Below are 24,596 nucleotides of genomic sequence, written 5' to 3' on the forward strand. Positions count from 1 at the left end.
TGTGGAAATCACTGCCGGTGGGCTGCTGGAGATTCGTATTACCCCGGTTGACGTGGGTAAACGGGTCTCTGTACGACGGGTGGAGGGCGGCAGGAGCGGTGCCCCGGTGTTCGCGGACGTGGTCGGTGTGCTCACATCCTGGACGGGGGGTGTGCTGACGATCACACGCAAGGACGGCGTGTCCGTCCACATCCCGGAATCCTCGCTGGTGGCGGGCAAGATCGTGCCGCCCGCGCCGGCCCGGCGCAGGGGTCCCGCGGCCTCCTTCGAGGAGCTGGCGCGGGTCACGGCGCGGGCCTGGCTGCCGCTGGAGAGCGAGCCGCTCGGCGAGTGGACGCTGCGGGCCGCCGCCGGGTTCACGCGGCGCGCCAACTCCGTGCTCCCGCTCGGCGACCCGGGCATACCCCTGGACGAAGCACTCGCGCGGGTGACCTCCTGGTACGCGGAGCGCGACCTTCCGGCGTACGTGCAGGCCGCGACGGGCGCCGCGGGCACGCAGGAGCTGCTCTGCGCCGAGCTGGAGCGGCGCGGCTGGGTGAACGAGGTCTCGGCGGAGGTGCGCGTCGGGGCGCTGGCCCCGGTGGGCGACCTGGACGCGGACGTGGCGGCGGTACGCCTGACCCGCGAGCCGGACGAGCGGTGGCTCGCCCGCTACGGCAGGGTCCGGGACCCGGAGCTCGCCCGGCGGATGCTGGTGGAGGGCCCGTCGGTGTGGTTCGCCTCCCTGGACGACGGCCGGGCGATCGGGCGCTGCGTGGTGGACGGCCGCTGGGCCGGCTTCGCGGCCGTGACCGTCGCCCCGGAGGACCGGCGGCGGGGGCTCGCGACGGCGGTGATGACGGCGCTGGCCCGGCGGGCGCTGGAGGAGGGCGCGTCGGCGGCGTGGCTCCAGGTGGAGACGGACAATCCGGCGGCGCGGGGCCTGTACGACGGGATGGGCTTCGCCACGCACCACGCCTACCACCACTTCCGGGCGGCGCGGTGAACACCCGCGAGCTGTTCGCGGCGGAGGCCCGCGCGGAGCGGCCCGACCTGGCCCGGCTGTGCCTGCTGCTGGCCGCGGAGGCGGATCCGGAGCTGGACGAACGGGCCATGGACCGGGCCGAGATCGAGCTGGACCGGCTCGCGGGGATGCTGCCGTACGGGCTGCGGGACGCGCGGTCGTGGGCGGCGGCGGTGACGGAGCTGCTGGGCGGCCGGCTGGGCTTCCACGGCACCCCGAAGGACTACGACCTGCTGTCGTCCTCCCTCCTGCACGAGGTGCTGCTGCGCCGGCGGGGCCTGCCGATCCTCCTCTCGGTGGTGTGGCTGGAGGTGGCCCGGCGGGCCGGTGCGCCGGTGTACGGGCTGGGGCTGCCGGGGCACTTCGTGGTGGGCTTCGGGGACCCGGAGGACTCGGTGGTGGTGGACCCCTTCGCCGGCGGCGCGTCGCTGGGCGCGGGCCCGGCGGAACTGGCGGCCGCCCCCAAGACCCCGGCCCGCACCCTGGACATCGTGCTGCGGATCCTGAACAACATCCGCGCCTGGGCCTCCTCCCGCCCGGAGCACTCGGCGGTCGCCCTGTGGGCCCTCGACCTGTCCCTGCTCCTGCCCTCCCATCCGGCGGCCCTGCGCTACGAGCGGGCGCGGCTGCTGGTGGAACGCGGCTCCTTCCAGGAGGGTGCGGCGGAGATGGACGCGTACGCGGTGGTGATGGACGCGGTCGACCCCGAGTCCGCGACCCGGATCCGCGCCGAGGCCGCCGCCGCGCGGGCGCTGCTGAACTGAGCGGGGCCGGTGGTTCGGGTGCGGGGGCGGGTAGCGGACCGCCCCGCGCAGCGGCAACACCGCCCCGGTCTACAGCCAGCCCTTCTCGCGGGCCACGCGGACCGCTTCGGCGCGGTTGCGGGCCGCGAGTTTCTGGATGGCCGTCGAGAGGTAGTTGCGGACCGTGCCCTGCGAGAGGCTGAGGCGGGCCGCCAGTTCGGCGTTGGTCGCGCCGAACTCCGCCGCCCGCAGGATCTCCCGCTCGCGGTCCGTCAGGGGGTTCGCGCCCTCCGCCAGGGCCGCGGCCGCGAGCGTGGGGTCGATGACGCGCTCCCCCGCCAGGACCTTGCGCACCGCGTCGGCGAGCTGGGCGGCCGGGGCGTCCTTGACGAGGAAGGCCGAGGCGCCCGCCTCCATGGCCCCGCGGAGGTAGCCGGGGCGGCCGAAGGTGGTCAGGACGACGATCTTGAGGGCGGGCAGGGCCGCCCTCAGCTGCGCGGCCGCCTCGATGCCCGTCAGGCCCGGCATCTCGATGTCCAGCAGTGCGACGTTCACGTCGTGGGACCGGGCGGCCGGCAGGACCTCGTCGCCGCGGGCGACCTGGGCCAGGACCTCGATGTCCGGTTCCAGCCCGAGGAGGGCCGCGAGGGCCTCCCGGACCATCGACTGGTCCTCGGCCAGGAGGATCCGGATGGGGGCGGCGCTGGCTTCGCTCATGACCCGGATCCTAGGGGGACCCGCGCCAGCAGGCGGAAGCCGGTCTTGCCCGCCGGGCCGGCCGACAGGGTGCCGCCGACCGCTTCCAGCCGTTCCGTCAGGCCGGTCAGGCCGTTGCCGGGGACGGCCGGGCCGCCCGTGCCGTCGTCGGTCACCGTCAGTTCGACGACCGGGCCCGCGAGGGTCTGGCGGGCGGCGAGGGTGACCGTGCAGCGCCGGGCCCCGCTGTGCCGGACCACGTTCGTCACCGCCTCGCGCAGCGACCACGCCAGCGCGGACTCCGTCTCCTCCGGGAGCTCGGCGTCCTCGAGGTCGGCCGGCAGGTCCGCCGCCACGCCCGCCGCCGCCAGCGCCGTGCGCGCGCCCGCGAGTTCGCCGGGCAGCGTCGGCCGCCGGTAGCCGCTCACGGCCTCCCGTACGTCGACCAGCGCCTGCCGGCTGACCCGCTCGATGTCCGCCACCTGCCGGGCGGCCCGCTCGGGGTGCTCGGGCAGCATCCGGCCCGCGAGCTCGCTCTTGAGGGTGATCAGCGACAGCGAGTGGCCCAGCAGGTCGTGCAGGTCCCGGGCCATCCGCAGGCGCTCCTCGTTGGCCGCGAGCTCGGCCACCGTGGCCCGGGCCTGGCGCAGCTCTATGGTGGTCCGGATCATCGCCCGGACCCCGACCATCGCGAAGCCGCCCATCAGCGCCGGGACCACCAGCCCGGCCAGGTACTGGGTGCCGCCCGGGACCGCGAAAGCCACCGCCGTCAGCAGCGCGGTCGCGCCCGGGACGGTCCAGCGGGACACCTCCCCCGGCAGCGCGGCGCCGGAGGAGATGGACACGTACACGAAGAGCACCAGCCACTCGCGGCCCAGGGTCAGCGACAGCACGGTGGCCTGCGTGGCGAGCACGGCCAGGGAGACCAGCACCCTGGGCACCGGCATCATCCTGACGGTGCGGAAGACCAGCACCAGGTACCAGCAGGTGAAGGCCAGCAGGCCCAGCCCGCCGAGCAGCCGGGCCCCGGTGCTGTGTCCGCCGCTGACCAGGTCGGTGACGGGGGCGCTGAGGTAGAACAGCCAGATGCCGATCCACAGGCTCTTCACCACCTTGTGGGTGGTGGTCTCCGGTGCCTGGCCGATGCGGTGCAGACCGTCGGTTTCCTGCGTCAGCGCCACTGTCTCAGGCTTTCAGTGAGTCCTTGCGGTACAGCCAGGCGGCCGCACCGGTGAACAGTACGAAGTACACGGCGAGGATCGCCACGTCCTTGGCGTGCGGGGCGCCCCCGAGCTCGATGGCCTGGCCGAGGCCGGCGTACGCGTGGGTCGGCAGCCACTCGCAGATGTTCCGCAGCCACTGGGGGAAGTTCGCGGTGGGCATCCACAGCCCGCCGAGGATGGAGAGGCCGAAGTAGAACAGCATGGTGATGGGGCGGACGTTGTCCCCGCTGGCGAGGTAGCCGATGGCCACGCCGAGCGCGGCGAAGACGAGGCTGCCGGCCCAGATCGCGCCGGTGAGGGCGAACCACTGCCAGGCGTCGAAGCGTACGTCCTTGGCCCCCGCGGCGACCGCGAAGACGACCAGGATGGAGGGCAGGGACAGGACGCCCGCGCTGGCGGTCTTGGCGAGGACGTAGCCGTGGCCGGGCAGGGCGGTCAGCCGCAGCTGGCGCACCCAGCCCTTCTCGCGCTCCTTGGCGATGCGCTCGCTGTTGCCCATCAGCACGGCGGTCAGGGCGCCGAAGGAGGCCATGGCGACCATGTAGAAGGCGGGCATGGTCAGTTCGGTGCCCATGACCTTCGTCGTGCCGTCCAGGGTGCCGCCGAGCATCAGGAAGAGCGCGGCCGGGTACATGACGGTGAAGAACAGGTACTTCTTGTTGCGCAGGGCGCGGGAGATCTCCAGCTTGACCAGCCGCAGGGTACCGGTGTGGACCGTGTTCGTCATCGGGTGGCCTCCTCGGCCTCGGTGAGGGCGATGAAGGCCTGCTCCAGGCCGAGGCCGGCGACCTCCAGGTTGCGGGGGTAGAGCCCGAGCTCGTACACGGCCCGCACGGTGGCGTCGGCGTCGCGCGACTGGAGCCGTACGGAGCGGCCGGTGAGGTCGAAGGCGGTCAGGCCGGGCAGGGCGCGCAGCGCCTGCTCGTCGACCGGCCCGTCGAGGTCGAAGGCGACCTTGCGGGCGCCGGCCTTGGCCTTGATCTCGGCGGCGGTGCCGTCGGCGAGCAGCCGGCCCTTGTTGAGGACGAGGACGCGGTCGGCGATCGCGTCCGCCTCCTCCAGGTAGTGGGTGGCGAACAGGACCGTGCGGCCCTGCGCGGCCTGCTCCCGCATGGTGGCCCAGAAGGCCTGGCGGGAGGTGACGTCCATGCCGGTGGTCGGCTCGTCGAGGACGATCAGGTCGTTGTGGCCGGCGGTGGCGAGCGCGAAGCGCACCCGCTGCTCCTGGCCGCCGGAGAGCTTGTTGACGAGCCGGCCGGCGATCTCCTCGACGCCGGCCCGGCTGAGCACCTCGTCGACCGGGTACGGGCGCGGGTGCAGGGCGCAGCCGAGGGTGACGAGCTCGCGTACGGTCACGTCCTCCATCAGGCCGCCGCTCTGGAGCATGGCGCCGACCCGGCCGGAGGCGATGGCCTCGCGGGGGGTGGTGCCGAAGAGGCTGACGGTGCCGGAGTCGGCGGGGCGCAGGCCGAGGAGGAGGTCGAGGGTGGAGGACTTGCCGGCGCCGTTGGGGCCGAGGAGCGCGACGGTCTCGCCCGGGTGGAGTTCGAGGGAGAGCCCGTCGACGGCCCGGACCTTGCCGTAGCTCTTGGTCACGTCCTGGAAGGACACCACGGTTGCGGTGTCGCCGGATCCGCCTGCGGGGCCCGGGGCGGCGGGGTGTGCCGCGGTCGTCGTCGTCATGGCTCAAGGTTCGCCCGTGCGGGGGTGGGCGCGGCAGTGTCGCGGGTCGTGACTCCCGCATGACGGATGTCATGCGGTGGACGTGACGGGCCTGTTCGGAGGGGGTGCCGGGGATGCGGCGAAGCCCCTTCCCGGGGCTCGGGGAGGGGCTTCGCGCGGGTGGTGCGGGCGGGCCGGTCAGTTCGCGTTGGTGTCGATCGTGACGGTCCGTTCGGCGGGGGTCTTGCCGATGAGGGCCTTGCCGAGGGCGCCCGCGACGTCCTGTGGGGTGACGGGGGTCTTGGCGCCGGTGCCCCGGGTGATCAGGACGCCGTCGAAGGCGTTCCCGTAGGTGGCCTTCAGGGCCTCCAGGTCGTACTTCTCGACGAGGCGTCCGTCCACGGCCGTCATGCTGAGGATCTTCGGCAGGGACTTGGGGCCGAAGGGGATGGACTTGGTGCCCGCCTTGACCGTCGCCACGCCGGACATCGCGGGCTCCGCGAACTCCTTCATGGCGCGGTCCAGTTCGGCCTGGTTGACCGTGGGCTCCTTCTTGGCGACGGGGAGTTCGACGGTCGGGGCCTTGCCGTTGGCGACGAGCGCGCGGAAGGCCTCGGTGACCTTGTCGACGGAGCCGTCGACGTCGAGGCCCTCGCCGGCCTTGCCGGGCACGGCCACGGCCTTGCCGGTGTCGAACTTGATGGTGCTCTCGGAGGCCGAGCCGGCGGCGCCGGCCAGCTCCTGGAGGGAGACCCGCAGCTTCTCCTCGTCGACCGGCATGACGGCGGTGGCCGTGCGCTCGACCCCGAAGAGGGAGCCGATGACGGTGACGGGGTTGTAGTCGCTGCCCGTGGCGTTGCGGACGGTGGTCTGGCTGTCGAGGGTCAGGCCGGCCTTCTCGGGCTTCAGCTCGACCTGCTTGCCGCCGACGCTGAGCTGGAGCGGGGCGGCGGCGCGCTTGCCGAAGGCCGTCTGGAGCTTGGCCACGGCGTCGTCGCGGCTGCCGCTGATGTCGACGCCGAGGACGGTGGTGCCCTTGGGGACGTCGGAGTGGTTCATCAGCAGTCCGGCGCCGTAGGCCACGCCGGCGAGGACGACGATGCCGCCGGCGAGGAGGACCAGCTTGGAGCGGCCCTTCTTCTTGGCGGGCTTGCCGGCCGGGGCGGACTTGGCGGACTTGCCCGCGGGGGCGGGCGGCGGCGTCATCTGGCGCGGCGGCTTCGGGCCCGGCGGCGGGGCGGCCGGACCGGGGGCGGGCACGGGCGCGGGGGCCGGGGTGTCGAAGGCCTCGGGGCCGGGCCAGCTCGGGGGCGCCTCGGCGCCGACGGGTACGGTGCCCAGCGCGGGTCCGCCCGTCGGCCCGGAGGGCTCCGGGAAGGCGGGGAAGGGCTCGGTGACGGGCCCGTTGTCGTACCCGGTGTACCCCTGGGGCGCGCCGACTCCGGGTCCGCCGACGGCGGGGGCCGGCGCGAAGCCGGCTCCGCTGCCGTGCGCGGCCGGGGGCCGCGGGTACCCGGGCTCGGCCGGGGGCGCGAAGCCGGCGCCGGTGCCGGGCACGCCGGTGCCGGGCACGCCGGAGCCGGGCACGCCGGAGCCGGGCACGCCGGAGCCGGGCACGCCGGAGCCGTAGCTCGCGCCGGGACCGCCGGGGGCGCCGGAGCCGCCGGGCGCGCCGGGGGTCACGGGCACGCCGGCCGGGGGCGTCGCGGTCGGCGGGGGCGCCGCCGCCTTGCGCGGGGCGAACCAGTTGCTGGTCGGCTCCTCGGCGGGCGCGGGGGCCGGCTGGGGCGCGGGTGCGGCCGGCGCGGGTGCCGGGGCCGCGGGGAGCGCGGGGGCCGCGGACCGTGCCGGGGCGGGGCGCCGCTCGGGCGTGCGCGGGGCCGCGTCCGGACCGGCGGCGGCCGGGGACGCGTCCTGGCCGCCGTCCTTGACGGGCTTGCGGACGACCACGGGCGGGATCGGCCGGGATCCGGGGATGTTGATCCGGATCCGGGTCGTCAGGTGGGTCTCGGTCTTCGGCCCGTCGGTGTCGGGCGTGGACGGGTTCGAGGTCACAGGGTTCTCCTCCGGGACGGTCGCGGCGCCGGGACCGGGTGGCACGGACGGATACTGGCCGGTTCCATACGGCGGCGTACCCGAGGGGTAGGCGGCTCCACCGTGCCCTTGGGGCCCGGGGGACGAACTGTCGGTTTCACGACTCAAGGCAGGTTCTCCCGGTTGGCTCCGCCGCCCGTCATTCCGTGCGCGGGCAGCTCGGCGGCCCGTCCACCATACTGGCCGCCGCCCGGGCGCAACTGTCGGCCAGGAATCCCAGGTTCCTCTTCTGCTTCCGCGCGCCCCCGGGCGAGGGCCCGTCAAACCCCCGCAACCCGTCCCCGATCGGCGGATGCGGGAGTTCAGCGGCCTGTCATCCGCGGGAGTCCGAGGCCGAAACGGCCCCTTGCGCGGGCCCGCGCATCGTGGCACAGATCACAGCGGCCGCACTTCCCCCCAAAAGGTATGCGTACATGCCGATTCCGGAGGAACCGAGCACGAAGTCTCCTTCGGGGCGGGGGATGCCGAGGAGGACGTAGGACAGGAACCAGCCGGCCGCCGGGGCGCCCACGCCGAGGCCCCCGCCGACCGTCAGACGGCCCGCGAGGAACAGCCCGAGGAGGGCCAGCAGGGCGAGCAGCAGCCCGGCCGGGAACCACAGGTCGACCACGAGCCAGCCGGCCGCGCCGGTCAGCGTGCCGAGGACGAGCAGGCCGAGCAGGGCGGCGATCCGCCCGGGGGTCAGCGCGGTGGTCACGCCTCCACCCCCGCGAAGAGGTCCCGCTCGCGCTCGCCGGCCGGGGCGCCGGAGCGGCCCGCGGCCAACTCGTAGTACTCCCGCGCGAACAGGGGCTGGCCCAGGTCGTTGGAGAGGGCGAAGAAGGGGCCGTCCACGGCGATCTGGGTGACGTGCGCCCGCATGGCGGCCGCCTTCGCCGCCGCCAGGACGGTCGCGCCGCCCTCGTCGCCGATCTCGGCGGTGATCCGCTCGTCGGGGACCACGCCCGGCACGTCGTCCGGGGTCGCGATGCCCGGGAAGCCGGCGCCCGCCGCCCGCAGCCGCTCGAAGCCCTCCTCGACGACCGAGGCCGGCACGCGGTTCCAGTAGAGCTTCGCGATGGCGTGCGGGGCGCCGAGCCCGGGGCGGAACGCGGCGTCGGCGGCCAGTTCCGCGGCTCGCGTGGCGACCCGGTGGGCCTGGATGTGGTCGGGGTGGCCGTAGCCGCCGTCGGGGTCGTAGGTGACCAGCACCTGCGGGCGCAGCTCCCGGATCACCTCCACGAGGTACCCGGCGGCCTCGTCCAGGTCGGCCGACCAGAAGGAGCCGGGGCGGGCGTTCTGCGGGGCGCCCATCATCCCGGAGTCCCGGAAGCGGCCGGCGCCGCCGAGGAAGCGGTGGTCGGCGACCCCGAGTTCCTTCATGGCGGCGGCGAGCTCGCCGACCCGGAAGGGGCCGAGGGCGTCGTCGCGGTCCGGCGCCAGGTGGGCCAGCTCGGCGGGGATGACCTCGCCCTCCTCGCCGAGGGTGCAGGTCACCAGCGCGACGTGGGCACCCTCGGCCGCGTACTTGGCCATGGTGACGCCGTTGTTGATCGACTCGTCGTCCGGGTGCGCGTGCACGAGGAGCAGACGACGGGCGGGAAGACCGTTCATGGGTCCACCCTACGAGCACCCTCTACAGCTTGAGGCCACTGATCATGCTCGCCACGTTGGACGTGAGCTGACTGAGGGTGGGCGCGACCGTGGAACTCGCCAGGTAGAACCCGAGCAGTACGCAGACGAACGCGTGCCCCGCCTTCAGACCCGACCTCCGGACCAGAAGGAAGACGACGATCGCCAGCAGCACCACGGCCGAGATCGAGAGTGCCACGGCGTTTCACCTCCACGTCGAGCGGACATCGGTATGCGTACTCGTGCTCGGCGAATTCATACCCACCGTGCGCTACGGATCATAACTATCCGTACCAGCGCATCGATCGAATTCCGGCAGCACGAGGGGCGCATGCCGCGCACGGCCGGGGCACACGAAGGCCGGCCGGGAGGGCTGAGCGCCCTCCCGGCCGGCTGTCGGCACCCGCACGGCCGCACACGGCCCAGACTGCATGCCCCAGATCTCGGGGCAGAAACGGTCAAGTTGCCCCTGTGTTAAGCGTGTTGGGTCAAAGCCGGTCCGACCGGGCGGCCACGTGCGGGGTGGCTGGAAATGATCGCTCACCCGGCCGTCCGAAAGTGCTCGCTACTCCTTCGTCAGGGGGGTCGGCGGGGGCGGGAGTTCGCCCGGGGGCGGGACCACCCGTTTCTCCTCCGCGAAGTGACAGGCCGACGGGTGGGCGGCCGGGCCCGGGGGGAGGGCCTGCGGGACGGCCAGCAGGGGGACCTCGGTCGCACAGCGGGATTCGGCCTTCCAGCAGCGGGTCCGGAAGGGGCAGCCCGACGGCGGGTTGGCCGGGGAGGGCACGTCGCCGGTGAGGATGATCCGCTCCCGGTGGGCCCGGGCCCCGGGGTCGGGTACGGGCACGGCGGAGAGCAGGGCCTGGGTGTAGGGGTGGGTGGGGTGGTCGTAGATCTGGGTGTCGGTGCCGATCTCGACGACGCGGCCGAGGTACATGACCCCGACCCGGTCGGAGATGTGCCGGACGATGGACAGGTCGTGCGCGATGAACACGTACGACAGGCCGAACTCGTCCTGGAGCCGCTCCAGGAGGTTGACCACCTGGGCCTGGACGGAGACGTCGAGCGCGGAGACGGGCTCGTCCGCGACGATGATCTCCGGCCGGAGGGCCAGGCCGCGGGCGATGCCGATGCGCTGGCGCTGGCCGCCGGAGAACTGGTGCGGGTACCGGTTGATGTACTCCGGGTTCAGGCCGACCACGTCCAGGAGCTCCTGGACCTTGCGGCGCCGGTCGCCCTTCGGGGCCACCTCGGGGTGGATCTCGTACGGCTCGCCGATGATGTCGCCGACCGTCATGCGCGGGTTCAGCGAGGTGTACGGGTCCTGGAACACCATCTGGATGTTGCGGCGCACCGCCTTCAGGGCGCGGCCCGAGAGCTTGGTGATGTCCTCGCCCTTGTACGAGATCGCGCCGGCGGTGGGGCGTTCGAGGTTGACCAGCATCCGGGCGACGGTGGACTTCCCGCAGCCGGACTCGCCGACGATGCCGAGGGTCTCCCCCGGGGCGAGGGAGAAGGAGACGCCGTCGACGGCCTTGACCGCGCCGACCTGCTTCTTGAAGAGGATGCCCCGGGTCAGCGGGTAGTGCTTGACGAGGTCGCGGACCTCCAGGATGGGCTCAGGCACCGAGGCACTCCTTCCAGAAGAAGCAGGCGCTGGCCCGGTCCGGGGCGACGTCGGCCAGCGGCGGGACCTCGGTGCGGCAGACGGCCTGCGCCATCGGGCAGCGCGGGTTGAAGGCGCAGCCGGGCGGGATGGCGAGCAGGTTCGGCGGCAGGCCCTTGATGGCGTAGAGCTCCTGGCCCTTCTGGTCCAGGCGCGGGATCGAGTCGAGCAGGCCCCGGGTGTACGGGTGGGCGGGCGATGCGTAGATCTCGCGTACGGGGGCGGCCTCGACGATCCGGCCCGCGTACATGACGGCGATCTTGTCGGCGACGTCGGCGACGACTCCGAGGTCGTGGGTGATGAGGATCAGGCCCATGTTGAGCTCGCGCTGGAGCTCGGCGAGCAGGTCCATGACCTGGGCCTGGACGGTGACGTCGAGGGCGGTGGTGGGCTCGTCGGCGATGATCAGGGAGGGTTCCAGGGCCAGCGCCATCGCGATCATGATGCGCTGGCGCATGCCGCCGGAGAACTGGTGCGGGTAGTCCCCGACCCGCTGCTTCGCGGCGGGGATCTTCACCCGGTCCATCAGCTCCACGGCCTTGGCGCGGGCCTCCTTGCGGGACGTGCCCCGGTGGACCTCGAACATCTCGCCGAGCTGGGCGCCGACGCTGAGCACGGGGTTGAGGGAGGACAGGGCGTCCTGGAAGATCATCGCCATCTCGGCGCCGCGGATCCTCCTGCGCTCCTCCTCCTTCATCTTCAGCAGGTCCTTGCCCTTGAAGAGGATCTGGCCGCCCGCGATCCGGCCGGGCGGGACGTCGAGGATCCCCATCACCGCCTGGGCCGTCACCGACTTGCCGGAGCCGGACTCGCCGAGCACGGCGAGGGTCTCGCCCTCGTCCACCGAGTAGTTCACCCCGTTGACGGCCTTGGCGACCCCGTCGCGGGTGGTGAACTCGACGTGCAGGTCCCGGACTTCGAGCAGCATCTGGCGGCTCACACTCCTCAGCGCAGCTTGGGGTCGAGGGCGTCGCGCACGGCGTCGCCGAGCATGATGAAGGCGAGCACGGTCAGGCTCAGGGCGCCCGCCGGCCAGAGCAGCATGTGCGGGGCGTTGCGGATCTGGGTGGCGGCGTTGGAGATGTCGATGCCCCAGGAGACCGTGGGCGGGCGCAGGCCCACGCCGAGGAAGGACAGGGTGGCTTCGAGGGAGATGTAGGTGCCCAGCGCGATGGTGGCGACGACGATGACGGGGGCGACGGCGTTGGGGGCCACGTGGCGCAGCAGCATGCGGCCGTTGCCGGCGCCGAGGGCCCTGGCGGCCTGGACGTAGTCGTTCTGTTTGGCGGTGATCACCGAGCCGCGGGCGATGCGGGCGAGCTGCGGCCAGCCGAGCAGCACGATGAAGCCGACGACGGGCCACACGGTGGTGCTGGTGACCACGGACAGGAAGACCAGGCCGCCGAGGACGACGGGGATCCCGAAGAAGATGTCGGCGACGCGGGAGAGCAGGGAGTCGCCCCAGCCGCCGAAGAACCCGGCGAGCCCGCCGAGTACGGAGCCCAGCAGGGCGGCGCCGGCGGTCGCGCAGACGCCGACGGTGATGGAGGCGCGGGCGCCGTGGACGGTCCGCGTGTAGACGTCGCAGCCCTGGGTGTCGTACCCGAAGGGGTGTCCGGGGGAGGAACCCCGCTGCGATTTGGACAGGTCGCACTGGAGGGGGTCGCCGCTCGCGATGAGCTGGGGCCAGATGGAGATGAGGACGAGGAAGAGGATGATCAGCCCCGAGACGATGAAGACGGGGTTGCGGCGCAGCTGGTGCCAGGCGTCGGACCACAGGGAGCGGGCCTTCTCCCGGGGGCCGGCCGCTCCGGCGGGTCCGGACTCCTTGGCGACGGCGACGCCTTCCACGCTCTCGGCCTCCTGGAGGGCCAGGTCCATGGCCCCGCCCTGGCCGGTGGGTGACATCGCCTCGCCGGGGCGGGGGCCCACCGGGTCGTAGCCGCCGGGGCCTTCGGGGCGCTCGGGCTCAGGCATAACGGATCCTCGGGTCCAGGACCGCGTAGAGCAGGTCGACGAGCAGGTTCGCCACCAGGAACACGATGACGAGGATGGTGACGAAGCCGACCACCGTGGGCGAGTTGTTGCGCAGGATGCCCTGGTAGAGCTGGTAGCCGACGCCGTGGATGTTGAAGATCCGCTCGGTGATGATGGCGCCGCCCATCAGGGCGCCGATGTCGGTGCCGATGAAGGTGACCACCGGGATCAGGGAGTTGCGCAGCAGGTGGCGGGTGATGACCCGGCGGCGCGGCAGGCCCTTGGCGACGGCGGTGCGGACGTAGTCGGCCTTGACGTTCTCGGCGATGGAGGTCCGCGAGAGCCGGGTGACGTACGCGAGGGAGACCAGGGCGAGGACGACGCCGGGCAGGATCAGCTCGTCGAAGGGCGCGTCCGGGGAGACGGTGGGGCGTACCCAGCCCCATTTGACGCCGAGGACGAACTGGATCAGGTAGCCGGTGACGAAGGTGGGCACCGAGATGACGACGAGGGTGAGGACGAGCAGGGTGGTGTCGATCGCCTTGCCCCGGCGCAGTCCGCTGACCACGCCGAGGGTGATGCCGACGAGGATCTCGATGGCGATGGCGACCAGGGTCAGGCGCAGGGTGACGGGGAAGGCGGTGGCCATCAGCTCGGTGACCTTCTGGCCGTTGAAGGCCGTGCCGAAGTCGCCCTTGAAGATCTGCCCCATGTAGTGGACGTACTGCTCCCACAGCGGGCGGTCGAGGTAGAGGTCCTTGCGGATCCGGGCGGCCGTGGCGGGGTCGGGTGCCTTGTCGCCGAAGAGGGCCGCGACCGGGTCGCCGAGCGCGTAGACCATGATGAAGATCAGGAAGGTGCTGCCGATGAACACGGGGATCATCTGGAGCAGCCGCCGGATCACGTAACGTCCCATGGACTGCTCCAGGATCGATCCGTCGTGGTGGTCAGCTGACCTTGATCTCGTTGTAGACCGGGACGCTGAACTGGTTCAGGGCGACGTCGGAGATCCGCTCGGAGTGGCCGGCGCTGCCGTTCTGGTACCAGAGGGGGATGGACGGCATCTGCTCGGCGAGGATCTTCTCCGCGTCCTGGAAGGCGGCGGTGGCCTTGGCGGCGTCGGTCTCCTGGTTGGCCTGGTCGACGAGCCTGTCGAAGTCCGGGCTGCTGAACTTGCCGTAGTTGGAGGAGGCGCCGGTGTAGTACAGCGGCTGGAGGAAGTTCTGGATCAGCGGGTAGTCGGCCTGCCAGCCGGAGCGGAAGGGGCCGGTGAGCTTGTAGGCGCTCTGCTGGTTGCGGAAGTCCGCGAAGGTGCCGACCGGGTTGACCGTGCAGACCGGGCCCTCGCCGAGGGCGTTGTTGACGCTGTTGCAGACGGCGTCCATCCAGTCGCGGTGCGAGCCGGTGTCCACGTTCGAGGTGAGGGTCATCTTGCCGCCGGGCAGGCCGCCGGCCTCCTGGATGAGCTTCTTGGCCTCGGCGGGGTCGTACTTGCAGGCGTCGCCGCAGAGGGTGGACTTGAAGCCGCCCTTGTCGCCGAGGGCCGGGGAGGTCCAGTCCTTGGCGGGGGTGCGGGTCTCGCGGAAGATCTGCTGGGTGATCTCGTCGCGGTTGATGGCCATCGAGATGCCGCGGCGGACCTTCTCCATGCCCTCCTTGCCCCACTGGGGGTCGTACAGGGGGAAGGTGAGGGTCTGGATGATGAGGGCCGGCTGGTTGATGTAGCGGTCGCCGAGGTCGTTCTTGACGTTCTTCAGCTGCTGGGCGGGGACGTCGTCGACGAGGTCGAGGTTGCCGGAGATCAGGTCCGTGTAGGCGGTGTTGTTGTCGGTGTAGACCTTGAGGTCGACGCCGCCGTTCTGCGCCTTGTCCTCGCCGGGGTAACCCTCCCACGCGCGCAGCTTCATGCCGGTGCCCTTGGTGTACGAGTCCACCGTGTACGGGCCGTTGCCGACGGGCTTGTCGAGCCAGGCGGAGTGGTCGGTGAAGAAGGCCTTGGGCAGCGGGGAGAAGGCCTGGTAGCCGAGGGTCTCGGGCCAGGTGGAGAACTTGGACTTCAGGGCGACGGTGAAGGTCTTCGCGTCCTTGACGACCAGGCCGGACATGGTCTTGGCCTTGGGCTCCCCGGAGGCGGGGTGCAGGTCGGCGTAGCCCACGATGTCGGCGAAGAAGGGCGCGTTGTTCTGCTTGTTGCGCACGTCCGCCGCGTAGTTCCAGGCGTCGACGAAGGACTGCGCGGTGACCGGCTCGTTGTTGCTGAACTTCCAGCCGTCCTTCAGGGTGATCGTGAAGTTCTGGCCGTCGGTGGTCTCGATCTTCTCGGCGACCATGTTCCTGGCCTCGCCGGTCTTCGCGTCGTAGCGCTTGAGGCCCCGGAAGAGCATGTCGAGGACCTTGCCGCCCTGCACCTCGTTGGTGTTGGCGGGCTCCAGCGGGTTCTGCGGGTCACCCCAGGAGGAGCTGACGATCCCGGCCGCGCCGCCGCCCCCGCCGGTGTCGCTCCCGCCGCCGCAGGCCGTCGCCGCGAGGGCGACGGCCACCGCACATGCGGCCCACTTGGCGTGGGTGGCTCCGCGCATGGACTGCCTCCTAGGGGTACCGAGACTCACTTAGGGGCAATGTCACCCCATGTGCAGGCTCGCGCACTCCCGGTTGGCCCGATTGCACCCTCGCGTCCCCCGCCTGTCACCCCTGGGGGTGCAACATGAGCTCCCAGGTGTCGACGGCGTAGTGCAGGGCCATGCCGTGCGCCTCGTACAGGGCGAGGGCGCCGCTCTCGTTGAGGGTGTCCACGCCGAGGCCCAGGGTGTCGCGGCCGCGGGCGGCGTAGGCGGCGAAGGCGTGCCGCAGCAGGTGGGCGCCGATGCCCCGGCCGCGCAGGTCCTCGCGTACGCCGAGGTGGCTGATCCAGCCCATGCTGGTGCGGTCGTCGCGGGTGACGAGGACGGCCGCGTCGCCCTTGCCGGGCAGGCTCGCGATCCAGACGAGCGACCAGTCGAGGGCGCGGCCGTCGATGTGGTCGAGCCAGGCCTCGTACGGGCGGTGCGCGTGCCCGAAGTGCGCGGCGAAGGTCTCCTCCACCAGGGCGTGGGCGCGGCGGCGGTCGGCCTCGTCGGCGGCGCAGTCGCGCAGGGCCAAGTCCTCGGGCGGGGCGGGCGGCAGGTCGGCGGCGGGCGAGAGCCGGCGGGTCATCACCTGGTAGCGGCGGACGCTGCGGTAGCCGCGGCCGGTGAGGAGGGTGAGGTCGAGGGTGGGCCGGACGTTGAGCTGGATCCGCAGCCGCGCGCCGGCGCCGGTGCCGGCGGCCATCTCGCGGGCCCGGTCCTCCATCCGCCGCAGCAGCGCCAGGGCGGCCCGGCCGTGGCCGGGCAGGACGTAGTGGTCGCCGTCGACGGCGCCGGGTCCGGAGTCGGCCCACACGAGTGCGTAGGCGACGAGCCGGCCGTCCTGGAAGGCGAGCCAGGAGTCGGCGGCGAGGTCCACGTCGGGGTGGTTGAGGTCGGCCTCGACGGTGCCCAGGCCGGTCTCGGGTCTGCCGATCTCGATGACGTCGACGGCGTTGAGCAGTGCGCAGATGTCCCGCGCGTCCCCGGGCCCGGCGGGGCGGACGGTCAGCGTCTCGGTGGTCATCCGTCCACTGTCGGCGGCGCCGGGGCGCGGCCGCAACGGACTTTGGACCTGCGCGGCCGGGCCGGGCGGGGAACGCCGAGGGCGCCCGGGGACGGAGCTGGTGCTCCGTCCCCGGGCGCCCTGGGACGCGTACGCCGTACGGGGAGGTCAGCCGGCCAGGACGGCCTTCTCCTCCGCGAAGTGGCAGGCCGACTCGTGCGCGGCCAGGCTGTCGGTGCCCTGGAAGCGCGTCGGGATCGCCAGCAGCGGCTCCTCCGTGGCGCACTTCTCCTCGGCCTTCCAGCAGCGGGTGCGGAAGCGGCAGCCCGACGGCGGGTTGGCCGGGGAGGGGACGTCACCGGTGAGGATGATCCGGTCGCGGCCCTCGCGGGCCTCCGGGTCCGGCACCGGCACCGCGGAGAGCAGTGCCTGGGTGTACGGGTGGGTGGGGTGGTCGTAGATCTGGACGTCGGAGCCGATCTCGGCCATCTTGCCCAGGTACATGACGCCCACGCGGTCCGAGATGTGCCGGACGATGGAGAGGTCGTGCGCGATGAAGACGTAGGACAGGTTGAACTCGTCCTGGAGCTTCTCCATCAGGTTGATGACCTGCGCCTGCACCGACACGTCGAGCGCGGAGACCGGCTCGTCGCAGATGATGATCTCCGGGTTCAGCGCGAGGCCGCGGGCGATGCCGATGCGCTGGCGCTGGCCGCCGGAGAACTGGTGCGGGTACCGGTTGATGTACTCCGGGTTCAGGCCCACGACGTCCAGGAGCTCCTGGACCTTGCGGCGCCGGTCGCCCTTCGGGGCCACCTCGGGGTGGATCTCGTACGGCTCGCCGATGATGTCGCCGACCGTCATGCGCGGGTTCAGCGAGGTGTACGGGTCCTGGAACACCATCTGGATGTTGCGGCGGACGGCCTTGAGGGCCGCACCGGACAGCTTGGTGATGTCCTGGCCCTTGTAGAAGACCTCGCCGGCGGTGGCCTTCTCCAGGCTCATGAGGAGCTTGGCGACGGTGGACTTGCCACAGCCGGACTCGCCGACGATGCCGAGGGTCTCGCCCTGGTAGAGGTCGAAGGAGATCCCGTCCACGGCCTTGACCGCGCCGATCTGCTTCTTGAACAGGATGCCCTGGGTCAGCGGGAAGTGCTTGACCAGGTTGCGCACCTGAAGGATCGGCTCACCCTTGGGCTTGGTGAGGTCAGCCATGGATCTGCTCCTTCCAGAAGTGGCACGCGCTGCCGCGGCCGGCGAGCGCGGTGCCGTCCTGCTCGGTCACCTGGTGCAGGACCGGGACGTCGGTGCGGCAGACGTCCTGCGCCTTCGGGCAGCGCGGGTTGAAGGCGCAGCCCGGGGGGATGTTGAGCAGGTTGGGCGGCAGGCCCTTGATCGCGTAGAGCTCCTGGCCCTTCTGGTCCAGGCGCGGGATCGAGTCGAGCAGGCCGCGGGTGTACGGGTGCGCCGGGCGGCTGTAGATCTCGTGGACCGGGGCGGTCTCGACGATCCGGCCGCCGTACATGACGGCGATCTTGTCCGCGACGTCGGCGACGACGCCGAGGTCGTGGGTGATCAGGATCAGGCCCATGTTCATCTCGCGCTGGAGCTCCGCGAGCAGGTCCATGACCTGGGCCTGGACCGTCACGTCGAGGGCCGTGGTCGGCTCGTCGGCGATGATCAGGTCGGGCTCCAGGGCCATCGCCATGGCGATCATGATGCGCTGGCGCATACCGCCGGAGAACTGGTGCGGGTAGTCACCCACGCGCGCCTTGGCGGCGGGGATCTTCACCCGGTCCATGAGCTCGACGGCCTTGGCCAGCGAGTCCTTCTTGGACATGCCGCGGTGGACGCGGAACATCTCGCCGAGCTGGGCGCCGACGGTGTGCACCGGGTTCAGCGAGGACAGGGCGTCCTGGAAGATCATGGCGATCTTCGAACCGCGGATCTTGCGGTACTCCTCGGCCGGGAGCTTCAGCAGGTCCTGGCCCTGGAAGAGGATCTCGCCGGACGGGATCTTGCCGGGCGGCATGTCGAGGATGCCCATGATGGCCTGCGCCGTCACGGACTTGCCCGAGCCGGACTCGCCGAGCACCGCGAGGGTCTCGCCGGAGTTCACGGAGTACGAGACGCCGTTCACGGCCTTGGCGACACCGTCGCGGGTGTGGAACTCGACGTGCAGGTCGCGCACTTCGAGCAGGGGGGTGCCCTCCGGCGCCGATCGGGGCGCGGGGACGTTCGAGGTCTTGTCGATGGTGGTCAACGTTACGCCCTTCCTCAGCGCAGCTTCGGGTCGAGGGCGTCGCGTACCGCGTCGCCGACCATGATGAACGCGAGCACGGTGACGCTCAGCGCGATGGACGGGAACAGCAGCACGTGCGGTGCCTGGAGCCAGCGGGCCGAGGCGTCGCTGACCATCAGGCCCCAGGAGATCTCCGGGGGCTGGACACCGATGCCGAGGTACGACAGGGCCGCCTCGGCGGAGATGTACACACCGAGGCTGATCGCGCCGACCACGATGACCGGGGCGACGGCGTTCGGCAGGATGTGGCGGATCGTGATGCGCATCGTCCCGGCGCCCAGGGCGCGGGCGGCCACGACGTAGTCGTTGTTCTTGTTCTGCAGCACCGAGGACCGCATGATGCGGAAGATCTGCGGCCAGCCGAGGACCGCGAGGACCAGCGAGACGGTCCAGGCGTTGCCGGGCATGGCGGACATGATCAGCATGCCGCCGAGCAGCAGCGGGATGGCGAAGAAGATCTCGGTGAAGCGGGACAGGATGCTGTCCACGAAGCCGCCGACCCAGCCGGCGATCAGGCCGAGGGCGCCGCCGACGAACAGGACGAGCGTGGTGGTGACGACGCCGACGATCACGGAGTTGCGGGCGGCCCACACGGTACGCGTGTAGACGTCGCAGCCCTGGATGTCGTAGCCGAACCAGTGGGCCGCGCTCGGGGTCTTGAGCGAGTCCTCCAGCTTGCAGGCGCCGGCGTCGAACGGGCTGCCGTCGGTGAACAGCTGCGGCACGGCGGCGACGATCAGCAGGAACACCACGAGCACGGCACCGATGATGAAGATCGGGTTGCGGCGCAGGTCGTCGATCGCGTCGGACCAGAGGCTGGCCTCGCGGTCCTTCTTCTTGTCCTGGACCTTGCCGGCCTGCTTGCCCCCGGAGGTGGCCGCGGCCGTCTGGGTGTCGGTCATCGAGTCCTCCACCGTATTCGTGTCACGCATAGCGGATCCTCGGGTCGAGCACGGCGTACAGCAGGTCCACAAGGAGGTTGGCGACGAGGTAGATGAGGACCAGGAGGGTCACACCACCCACGACGACGGCACCCTGCTTGAGGTAGACGGACTGGGCGAGCAGGCCGCCGAGGCCGTGGATGTTGAAGATGCGCTCGGTGATGACCGCACCGCCCATGAGGGCACCGAGGTCGGCGCCGAGGAAGGTGACGATCGGGATCAGCGCGTTGCGCAGCGCGTGGTTCACGACGACGCGGCGGCGGGGCAGGCCCTTGGCGGTCGCGGTGCGGACGTAGTCCGCGCGCATGGTCTCCATGAGGCTGGTACGGGTGAGTCGGGCCACGTACGCGAGCGAGGTCGAGGCGAGCACCCAGGCCGGGAGGAGGTAGGCCTGGAGTCCGTCGTTCTCGTTGAAGGAGACGGAGAAGAGCTCGATGCCCCAGCTGTTCTTCAGCTGGACGCCGAGGGTCAGCTGGAGGACGAAGCCGGTCACGAAGACGGGGATCGAGATGACCATCAGGGTGGAGATGAGGACCAGCTGGTCGAGGAACTTGCCGCGGCGCAGGGCGGCCATGATGCCGGCCGCGACGCCCACGATCGCCTCGATCACGAAGGCGAAGATGGCGAGGTTCACCGTGTACGGGAACGCCTCGCCGATCAGGTCGGTGACCTTGCGCCCGGTGAGGGTCTCGCCGAGGTCACCCTGGAACACACCGGTGATGTAGTTCCAGTACTGCAGCAGGAACGGGTCGTCCAGGTGGTACTTCTCGCGCAGCATGGCGGCGACGAGCGGGTCTGCCTTCTTCTCGCCGGCGAGGAGCTGAATCGGGTCAGCGCCGGGCATCGCGAAGGTGAGCAGGTAGATCAGGAACGTGGCGCCGATCAGCACAGGGATCGCCTGTATGAGTCGGCGGATGAGGTAGCGGCCCATCAGACCTCCAGCAAAGAACAGGGGGAAAGGGCGGGCAGACGGAAACCTGATTCCGTCTGCCCGCCCCCCGGAACTCCCCTAAGTGACGAGGGGTGTTAGTTGCGCTCGACGTTCGCCAGGTCCATCTGGCCCTGGGCGTCGACCTCGACGTTCTTCACGGACTTGGAGTAGGCCGCGGAGGACATGTACGTGAACACCGGGATGTACGGAAGGTCGCGGATGATGACGTCATCGGCCTTCTGGTACAGCTTCAGACCCTCGGCGGCGTCGGTGGCCTTGTCGGCCTCCGCCATGATCTTCTCGAACTCGTCGTTGCGGTAGTGCCCGTAGTTGGAGCCCTGCTCGATCGCGACCTTCGAGAAGACCGGACGCAGGTAGTTCTCCGCCGCCGGGTAGTCCATCGACCACGCCATGCGGAAGGCGCCCTTGTACTTCGCCGCACCGAGGTCGTCCAGCATGTCACCGAACTTGGCGTAGGGCTTGGCGGTGACCTCGATGCCGAGGTTCGCCTTCAGCTGGTTGGCGACGGCCTCGATCCACTCCTTGTGGCCGCCGTCGGCGTTGTAGCCGAGCTCGATCTTGTTGCCGGGGACCCCGCCGGCCTTCTCGAAGAGCTCCTTGGCCTTGGTCGGGTTGTACTGGCCGACCTCGCCCAGCGCGCCCTTGCGGTAGCCCGGGATGATGGGGCTGATGAAGTCGTCGGCCGGCTTGCGGGTGCCGTTGAAGATGGTCTTCGTCAGCGTGTCCCGGTCGATGGCCATGGAGATGGCCTGTCGGATCTCCAGCTTGCCGAACGCCTCGGGGTTCGTCTCCAGCGGGAGGCCGATGTAGCCGACGGCCGACTCGGGCTTGTAGATGTAGCGGTCGCCGAACTCCTGGGAGACGGTGGCCATCGCCGAGATCGGGAGCTTGTCGACGATCTGGATGTTGTCGGCGCGCAGGTCGTTGTACGCCGTGTCCATGTTGTCGTAGATCTTGAAGGTGACGCCCGCGAGCTTCGCACGGCCCTCGGCCGGGTACTTGTCGAAGCGCTTGACCTTGATCTGCTTGTTGTGCTCCCAGGCGCCGTCCATCTGGAAGGGGCCGTTGCCGATCGGGTTCTCGCCGAACTTCTTCGAGTCCATGGTCTCGAAGGCCTTCGGCAGCGGGAAGAAGGCGTTGTAGCCCAGCATGGTCTTGAACTGGGAGAAGGGCTCCTTCAGCGTGACGGTGAAGGTCTTCTCGTCAACGACCTTGAGGCCCTTGAGCTCCTTGGCGGTGGGCTTCTTGTCCTTGCCCGGCGCGAGCTCGTCGGAGCCCTCGATCTTGGCGAAGAACGGCATGGCCTCGGCCACGTTCTCCTGGTTGGCGCCCCAGTTCCAGGCGCGGACGAACGACTGCGCGTCGACCTTCTCACCGTTGTGGAAGGTGAAGCCGTCCTTGACCTTGATGGTCCAGGTCTTCGAGTCCGTGCTCTCGATGGACTCGGCGACGTCGAGCTTCGGCTCGTTGGTCTTGGTGTCGTACTTGACCAGACCGCTGAAGACCGCGTTCATGATCTCGGAGCCCTCGGACTCGGCGGTGTCCTGACCGATCAGGCGGTGCTGCGGCTCGCCGAGCACAACCGTGATGTTGCCGCCCTTGCCACCGGCGTCGTTGCTACCGGTGCTGCAGGCCGTCGCGGCCATGGCCACGATCACGGCACCCGCGACCCACTTGGCGCTCGTTGCTCCGCGCATGGGTATTTGCCTCCTCAGGAGTCACTGTCGATTCGTGAAGGACCCGGTTCCCGCTGACACCCCTGACAGCGAAATCCGGTCCCATCGTGTGTGCTCGTGAGTCGACGCTCCCCACAGCGTGTGACCCATTGACCCGAGCTCAATGGAGCCAATCCTCAGGGACTCCCAGGCCGTAAACCACACTTAAGTGGTCTCGTTTTCACAACATCACCGCATGGCGAAAACCCGAAATCCGGACAAACGGATAGGAGACAGACACGTGCGAAACGGACGGTTAGCTCATCATCCGGAGCGTCACGCTCGCTATGCGGACACCAGAACTCAACAATCCGTTTGACAAACGCGAACGGCCCCTCCCCGCACCGGAGCGGTGCGGGGAGGGGCCGTTGTCAGCCGTACTGCTTTCGGCCAGAGTCCGACTCGCGTACTACTTGGCCGACTTGGCGCGCGACGCGGTGCGCGAGCGCTCCTTCTGGTCCAGGACGACCTTGCGGATGCGGACGGCCTCCGGGGTCACCTCGACGCACTCGTCGTCGCGGCAGAACTCCAGGGACTGCTCCAGGGAGAGCTTGCGGGGCGGAATCACGTTCTCCGTGTTGTCCGCGGAAGCCGCACGCATGTTGGTGAGCTTCTTCTCCTTGGTGATGTTCACGTCCATGTCGTCGGAGCGCGAGTTCTCGCCGACGATCATGCCCTCGTACACCTCGGTGCCGGGGTCGGTGAACAGGACGCCGCGCTCCTGCAGGTTGATCATCGCGAACGGGGTGACCGCGCCGGCGCGGTCGGCGACCAGGGAGCCGTTGTTGCGGGTGACCAGCTGGCCGAACCACGGCTCGTGGCCCTCGTGGATCGAGTGGGCGATACCCGTACCGCGGGTGTTCGTCAGGAACTCCGTACGGAAGCCGATGAGGCCGCGCGACGGGACGACGAACTCCATGCGGACCCAGCCGGAGCCGTGGTTCGACATGTTGTCCATGCGGCCCTTGCGGACGCCCATGAGCTGCGTGACCGCGCCCATGTGCTCCTCGGGCACGTCGATGGTCATGCGCTCGACCGGCTCGTGGACCTTGCCGTCGATCTCCTGGGTGACGACCTGCGGCTTGCCGATGGTCAGCTCGAAGCCCTCGCGGCGCATCTGCTCGACCAGGATGGCCAGCGCCAGCTCACCGCGGCCCTGCACCTCCCAGGCGTCGGGGCGTTCGGTGTCCAGGACGCGCAGCGAGACGTTACCGATCAGCTCGCGGTCCAGACGGTCCTTGACCTGGCGGGCGGTGACCTTGCGGTCCTTGACCGCGGACTTGGCGTCCGCGCCCTTGCCGGTGCCGCCGCGGCCGACCATCGGGGAGGTGTTGGTGCCGATGGTCATGGAGATGGCCGGCTCGTCCACCGAGATCAGCGGCAGGGCGATCGGGTTCTCCGGGTCGGCCAGGGTCTCGCCGATCATGATGTCGGGGATACCGGCGACGGCGCAGATGTCACCGGGACCGGCGACCTCGGCGGGCTTGCGGGTGAGCGCCTCGGTCATCATCAGCTCGGTGATGCGGACGTTGGAGATCGTGCCGTCACGCTTGATCCACGCGACGGTCTGGCCCTTGCGCAGCTCGCCCTGCTCGACGCGGAGCAGTGCGATGCGGCCGAGGAAGTTGTCGGCGTCCAGGTTGGTGACGTGGGCCTGGAGGGGGGCCTCCTCGTCGTACACCGGGGCCGGGACGTGCTCCAGGATGGCCGAGAAGAACGGCTCCAGGCTGTCGCTGTCGGCGGGGACGGTGCCGTCCTCCGGCTTGGTCAGCGAGGCGATGCCGTCACGGCCGCAGGCGTAGACGATCGGGAACTCGATCTGGTCCTCGTCGGCGTCCAGGTCGAGGAAGAGGTCGTACGTCTCGTTGACGACCTCGTCGATCCGGGAGTCGGGGCGGTCCGTCTTGTTGATGCAGAGGATGACGGGCTTGCGCTGCTGGAGGGCCTTGCGCAGCACGAAGCGGGTCTGGGGCAGCGGACCCTCAGAGGCGTCCACCAGGAGGACGACGGCGTCCACCATCGACAGACCGCGCTCGACCTCGCCACCGAAGTCGGCGTGGCCGGGGGTGTCGATGATGTTGATCGTGATCGGGGCCCCGCCGTCCTTGGGGTGGTACTTCACCGCCGTGTTCTTGGCGAGGATCGTGATGCCCTTCTCACGCTCCAGGTCGTTCGAGTCCATCATGCGGTCGTCGAGCTGCTGGTGGGCGGCGAAGGCACCGGCCTGCTTGAGCATGGCATCGACGATGGTCGTCTTGCCATGGTCGACGTGGGCGACGATGGCGACGTTACGGATGTCGTGGCGCGTGGGCACTTCGGCGCTTCTCCCGGGATCGTGGATGGCGTCGCGTACGGTCCGGCACGCGCGCCTCGACCGGGCGGAAAACCTGCCACGGCCTTAC

At 70.7% G+C, this 24,596-nt stretch carries 22 protein-coding genes; 2 read left to right on the forward strand and 20 right to left on the reverse strand.

Annotated features, from left to right (window positions below; translation table 11 throughout):
- Nucleotide 1 precedes the first annotated feature (1 nt).
- The gene (locus tag ACZ518_RS02940; protein ID WP_469111244.1) at nucleotides 2–985 is read left to right on the forward strand and encodes a GNAT family N-acetyltransferase; all 984 of its coding nucleotides are present in this window, start codon (nucleotides 2–4) and stop codon (nucleotides 983–985) included.
- Nucleotides 982–1,767, forward strand: a complete 786-nt coding sequence (locus tag ACZ518_RS02945; RefSeq protein ID WP_469111245.1) for a transglutaminase-like domain-containing protein — start codon at nucleotides 982–984, stop codon at nucleotides 1,765–1,767. Before ACZ518_RS02940 ends, ACZ518_RS02945 begins: the two co-directional genes overlap by 4 nt.
- A 69-nt stretch (nucleotides 1,768–1,836) precedes the next feature.
- On the opposite strand, the gene ACZ518_RS02950 is transcribed toward ACZ518_RS02945, so the two are convergent.
- From ACZ518_RS02950 to typA, 20 genes are all read right to left on the reverse strand, one after another.
- Nucleotides 1,837–2,463, reverse strand: a complete 627-nt coding sequence (locus ACZ518_RS02950; protein WP_469111246.1) for a response regulator — start codon at nucleotides 2,461–2,463, stop codon at nucleotides 1,837–1,839.
- Nucleotides 2,460–3,623: a sensor histidine kinase gene (locus tag ACZ518_RS02955; protein WP_469111247.1), complete on the reverse strand. Its 1,164-nt coding sequence runs from the start codon at nucleotides 3,621–3,623 to the stop codon at nucleotides 2,460–2,462. The genes ACZ518_RS02950 and ACZ518_RS02955 overlap by 4 nt, the downstream gene beginning before the upstream one ends.
- A 4-nt stretch (nucleotides 3,624–3,627) precedes the next feature.
- The gene (locus tag ACZ518_RS02960) at nucleotides 3,628–4,392 is read right to left on the reverse strand and encodes an ABC transporter permease (protein WP_469111248.1); all 765 of its coding nucleotides are present in this window, start codon (nucleotides 4,390–4,392) and stop codon (nucleotides 3,628–3,630) included.
- Complete coding sequence (locus ACZ518_RS02965) at nucleotides 4,389–5,348, reverse strand: ABC transporter ATP-binding protein (protein ID WP_469111249.1); 960 nt, start codon at nucleotides 5,346–5,348, stop codon at nucleotides 4,389–4,391. The genes ACZ518_RS02960 and ACZ518_RS02965 overlap by 4 nt, the downstream gene beginning before the upstream one ends.
- Nucleotides 5,349–5,525: 177 nt before the next feature.
- Nucleotides 5,526–7,529, reverse strand: coding sequence for a hypothetical protein (locus ACZ518_RS02970; RefSeq protein ID WP_469111250.1), 2,004 nt, complete (start codon nucleotides 7,527–7,529; stop codon nucleotides 5,526–5,528).
- Nucleotides 7,530–7,734: 205 nt separating this feature from the next.
- Nucleotides 7,735–8,118, reverse strand: a complete 384-nt coding sequence (locus tag ACZ518_RS02975; RefSeq protein ID WP_469111251.1) for a DUF6113 family protein — start codon at nucleotides 8,116–8,118, stop codon at nucleotides 7,735–7,737.
- A complete protein-coding gene (mshB, locus tag ACZ518_RS02980) occupies nucleotides 8,115–9,014 on the reverse strand; it encodes an N-acetyl-1-D-myo-inositol-2-amino-2-deoxy-alpha-D-glucopyranoside deacetylase (protein ID WP_469111252.1) in 900 nt (299 codons plus the stop codon). Before mshB ends, ACZ518_RS02975 begins: the two co-directional genes overlap by 4 nt.
- A 22-nt stretch (nucleotides 9,015–9,036) precedes the next feature.
- Entirely contained in the window at nucleotides 9,037–9,231 is a 195-nt protein-coding gene (locus ACZ518_RS02985; protein ID WP_045952243.1) for a hypothetical protein, read from the reverse strand.
- A gap of 366 nt (nucleotides 9,232–9,597) precedes the next feature.
- Nucleotides 9,598–10,659, reverse strand: a complete 1,062-nt coding sequence (locus ACZ518_RS02990) for an ABC transporter ATP-binding protein (protein ID WP_469111253.1) — start codon at nucleotides 10,657–10,659, stop codon at nucleotides 9,598–9,600.
- Nucleotides 10,652–11,626 (reverse strand): ABC transporter ATP-binding protein, encoded by a 975-nt coding sequence (locus tag ACZ518_RS02995; protein WP_469111254.1) that lies wholly within the window; start codon nucleotides 11,624–11,626, stop codon nucleotides 10,652–10,654. Before ACZ518_RS02995 ends, ACZ518_RS02990 begins: the two co-directional genes overlap by 8 nt.
- A 17-nt stretch (nucleotides 11,627–11,643) precedes the next feature.
- A complete protein-coding gene (locus ACZ518_RS03000; protein ID WP_469111255.1) occupies nucleotides 11,644–12,675 on the reverse strand; it encodes an ABC transporter permease in 1,032 nt (343 codons plus the stop codon).
- Complete coding sequence (locus tag ACZ518_RS03005) at nucleotides 12,668–13,591, reverse strand: ABC transporter permease (protein WP_469111256.1); 924 nt, start codon at nucleotides 13,589–13,591, stop codon at nucleotides 12,668–12,670. Before ACZ518_RS03005 ends, ACZ518_RS03000 begins: the two co-directional genes overlap by 8 nt.
- Nucleotides 13,592–13,622: 31 nt before the next feature.
- Nucleotides 13,623–15,254 carry a peptide ABC transporter substrate-binding protein gene (locus tag ACZ518_RS03010; RefSeq protein WP_469111257.1) on the reverse strand — a complete coding sequence of 544 codons (1,632 nt, stop codon included), beginning with the start codon at nucleotides 15,252–15,254 and terminating at the stop codon, nucleotides 13,623–13,625.
- 106 nt (nucleotides 15,255–15,360) lie between these two features.
- Nucleotides 15,361–16,305 (reverse strand): GNAT family N-acetyltransferase, encoded by a 945-nt coding sequence (locus ACZ518_RS03015; protein WP_469111258.1) that lies wholly within the window; start codon nucleotides 16,303–16,305, stop codon nucleotides 15,361–15,363.
- A 147-nt stretch (nucleotides 16,306–16,452) separates the two neighbouring features.
- Entirely contained in the window at nucleotides 16,453–17,499 is a 1,047-nt protein-coding gene (locus ACZ518_RS03020) for an ABC transporter ATP-binding protein (protein ID WP_469111259.1), read from the reverse strand.
- On the reverse strand, nucleotides 17,492–18,547 hold the full coding sequence (locus ACZ518_RS03025; protein WP_469111260.1) for an ABC transporter ATP-binding protein: 1,056 nt from the start codon (nucleotides 18,545–18,547) through the stop codon (nucleotides 17,492–17,494). The genes ACZ518_RS03020 and ACZ518_RS03025 overlap by 8 nt, the downstream gene beginning before the upstream one ends.
- Before the next feature lie 14 nt (nucleotides 18,548–18,561).
- Entirely contained in the window at nucleotides 18,562–19,518 is a 957-nt protein-coding gene (locus ACZ518_RS03030; protein ID WP_469111261.1) for an ABC transporter permease, read from the reverse strand.
- Complete coding sequence (locus ACZ518_RS03035) at nucleotides 19,511–20,458, reverse strand: ABC transporter permease (protein ID WP_405978768.1); 948 nt, start codon at nucleotides 20,456–20,458, stop codon at nucleotides 19,511–19,513. The genes ACZ518_RS03030 and ACZ518_RS03035 overlap by 8 nt, the downstream gene beginning before the upstream one ends.
- 95 nt (nucleotides 20,459–20,553) lie before the next feature.
- Nucleotides 20,554–22,176, reverse strand: coding sequence for a peptide ABC transporter substrate-binding protein (locus ACZ518_RS03040; RefSeq protein ID WP_469111262.1), 1,623 nt, complete (start codon nucleotides 22,174–22,176; stop codon nucleotides 20,554–20,556).
- Between the two features lie 427 nt (nucleotides 22,177–22,603).
- Nucleotides 22,604–24,508 (reverse strand): translational GTPase TypA, encoded by a 1,905-nt coding sequence (gene typA, locus ACZ518_RS03045; protein ID WP_469111263.1) that lies wholly within the window; start codon nucleotides 24,506–24,508, stop codon nucleotides 22,604–22,606.
- Nucleotides 24,509–24,596: the final 88 nt, after the last annotated feature.

It is taken from the genome of Streptomyces sp. NPDC033966 (genome assembly GCF_055575955.1).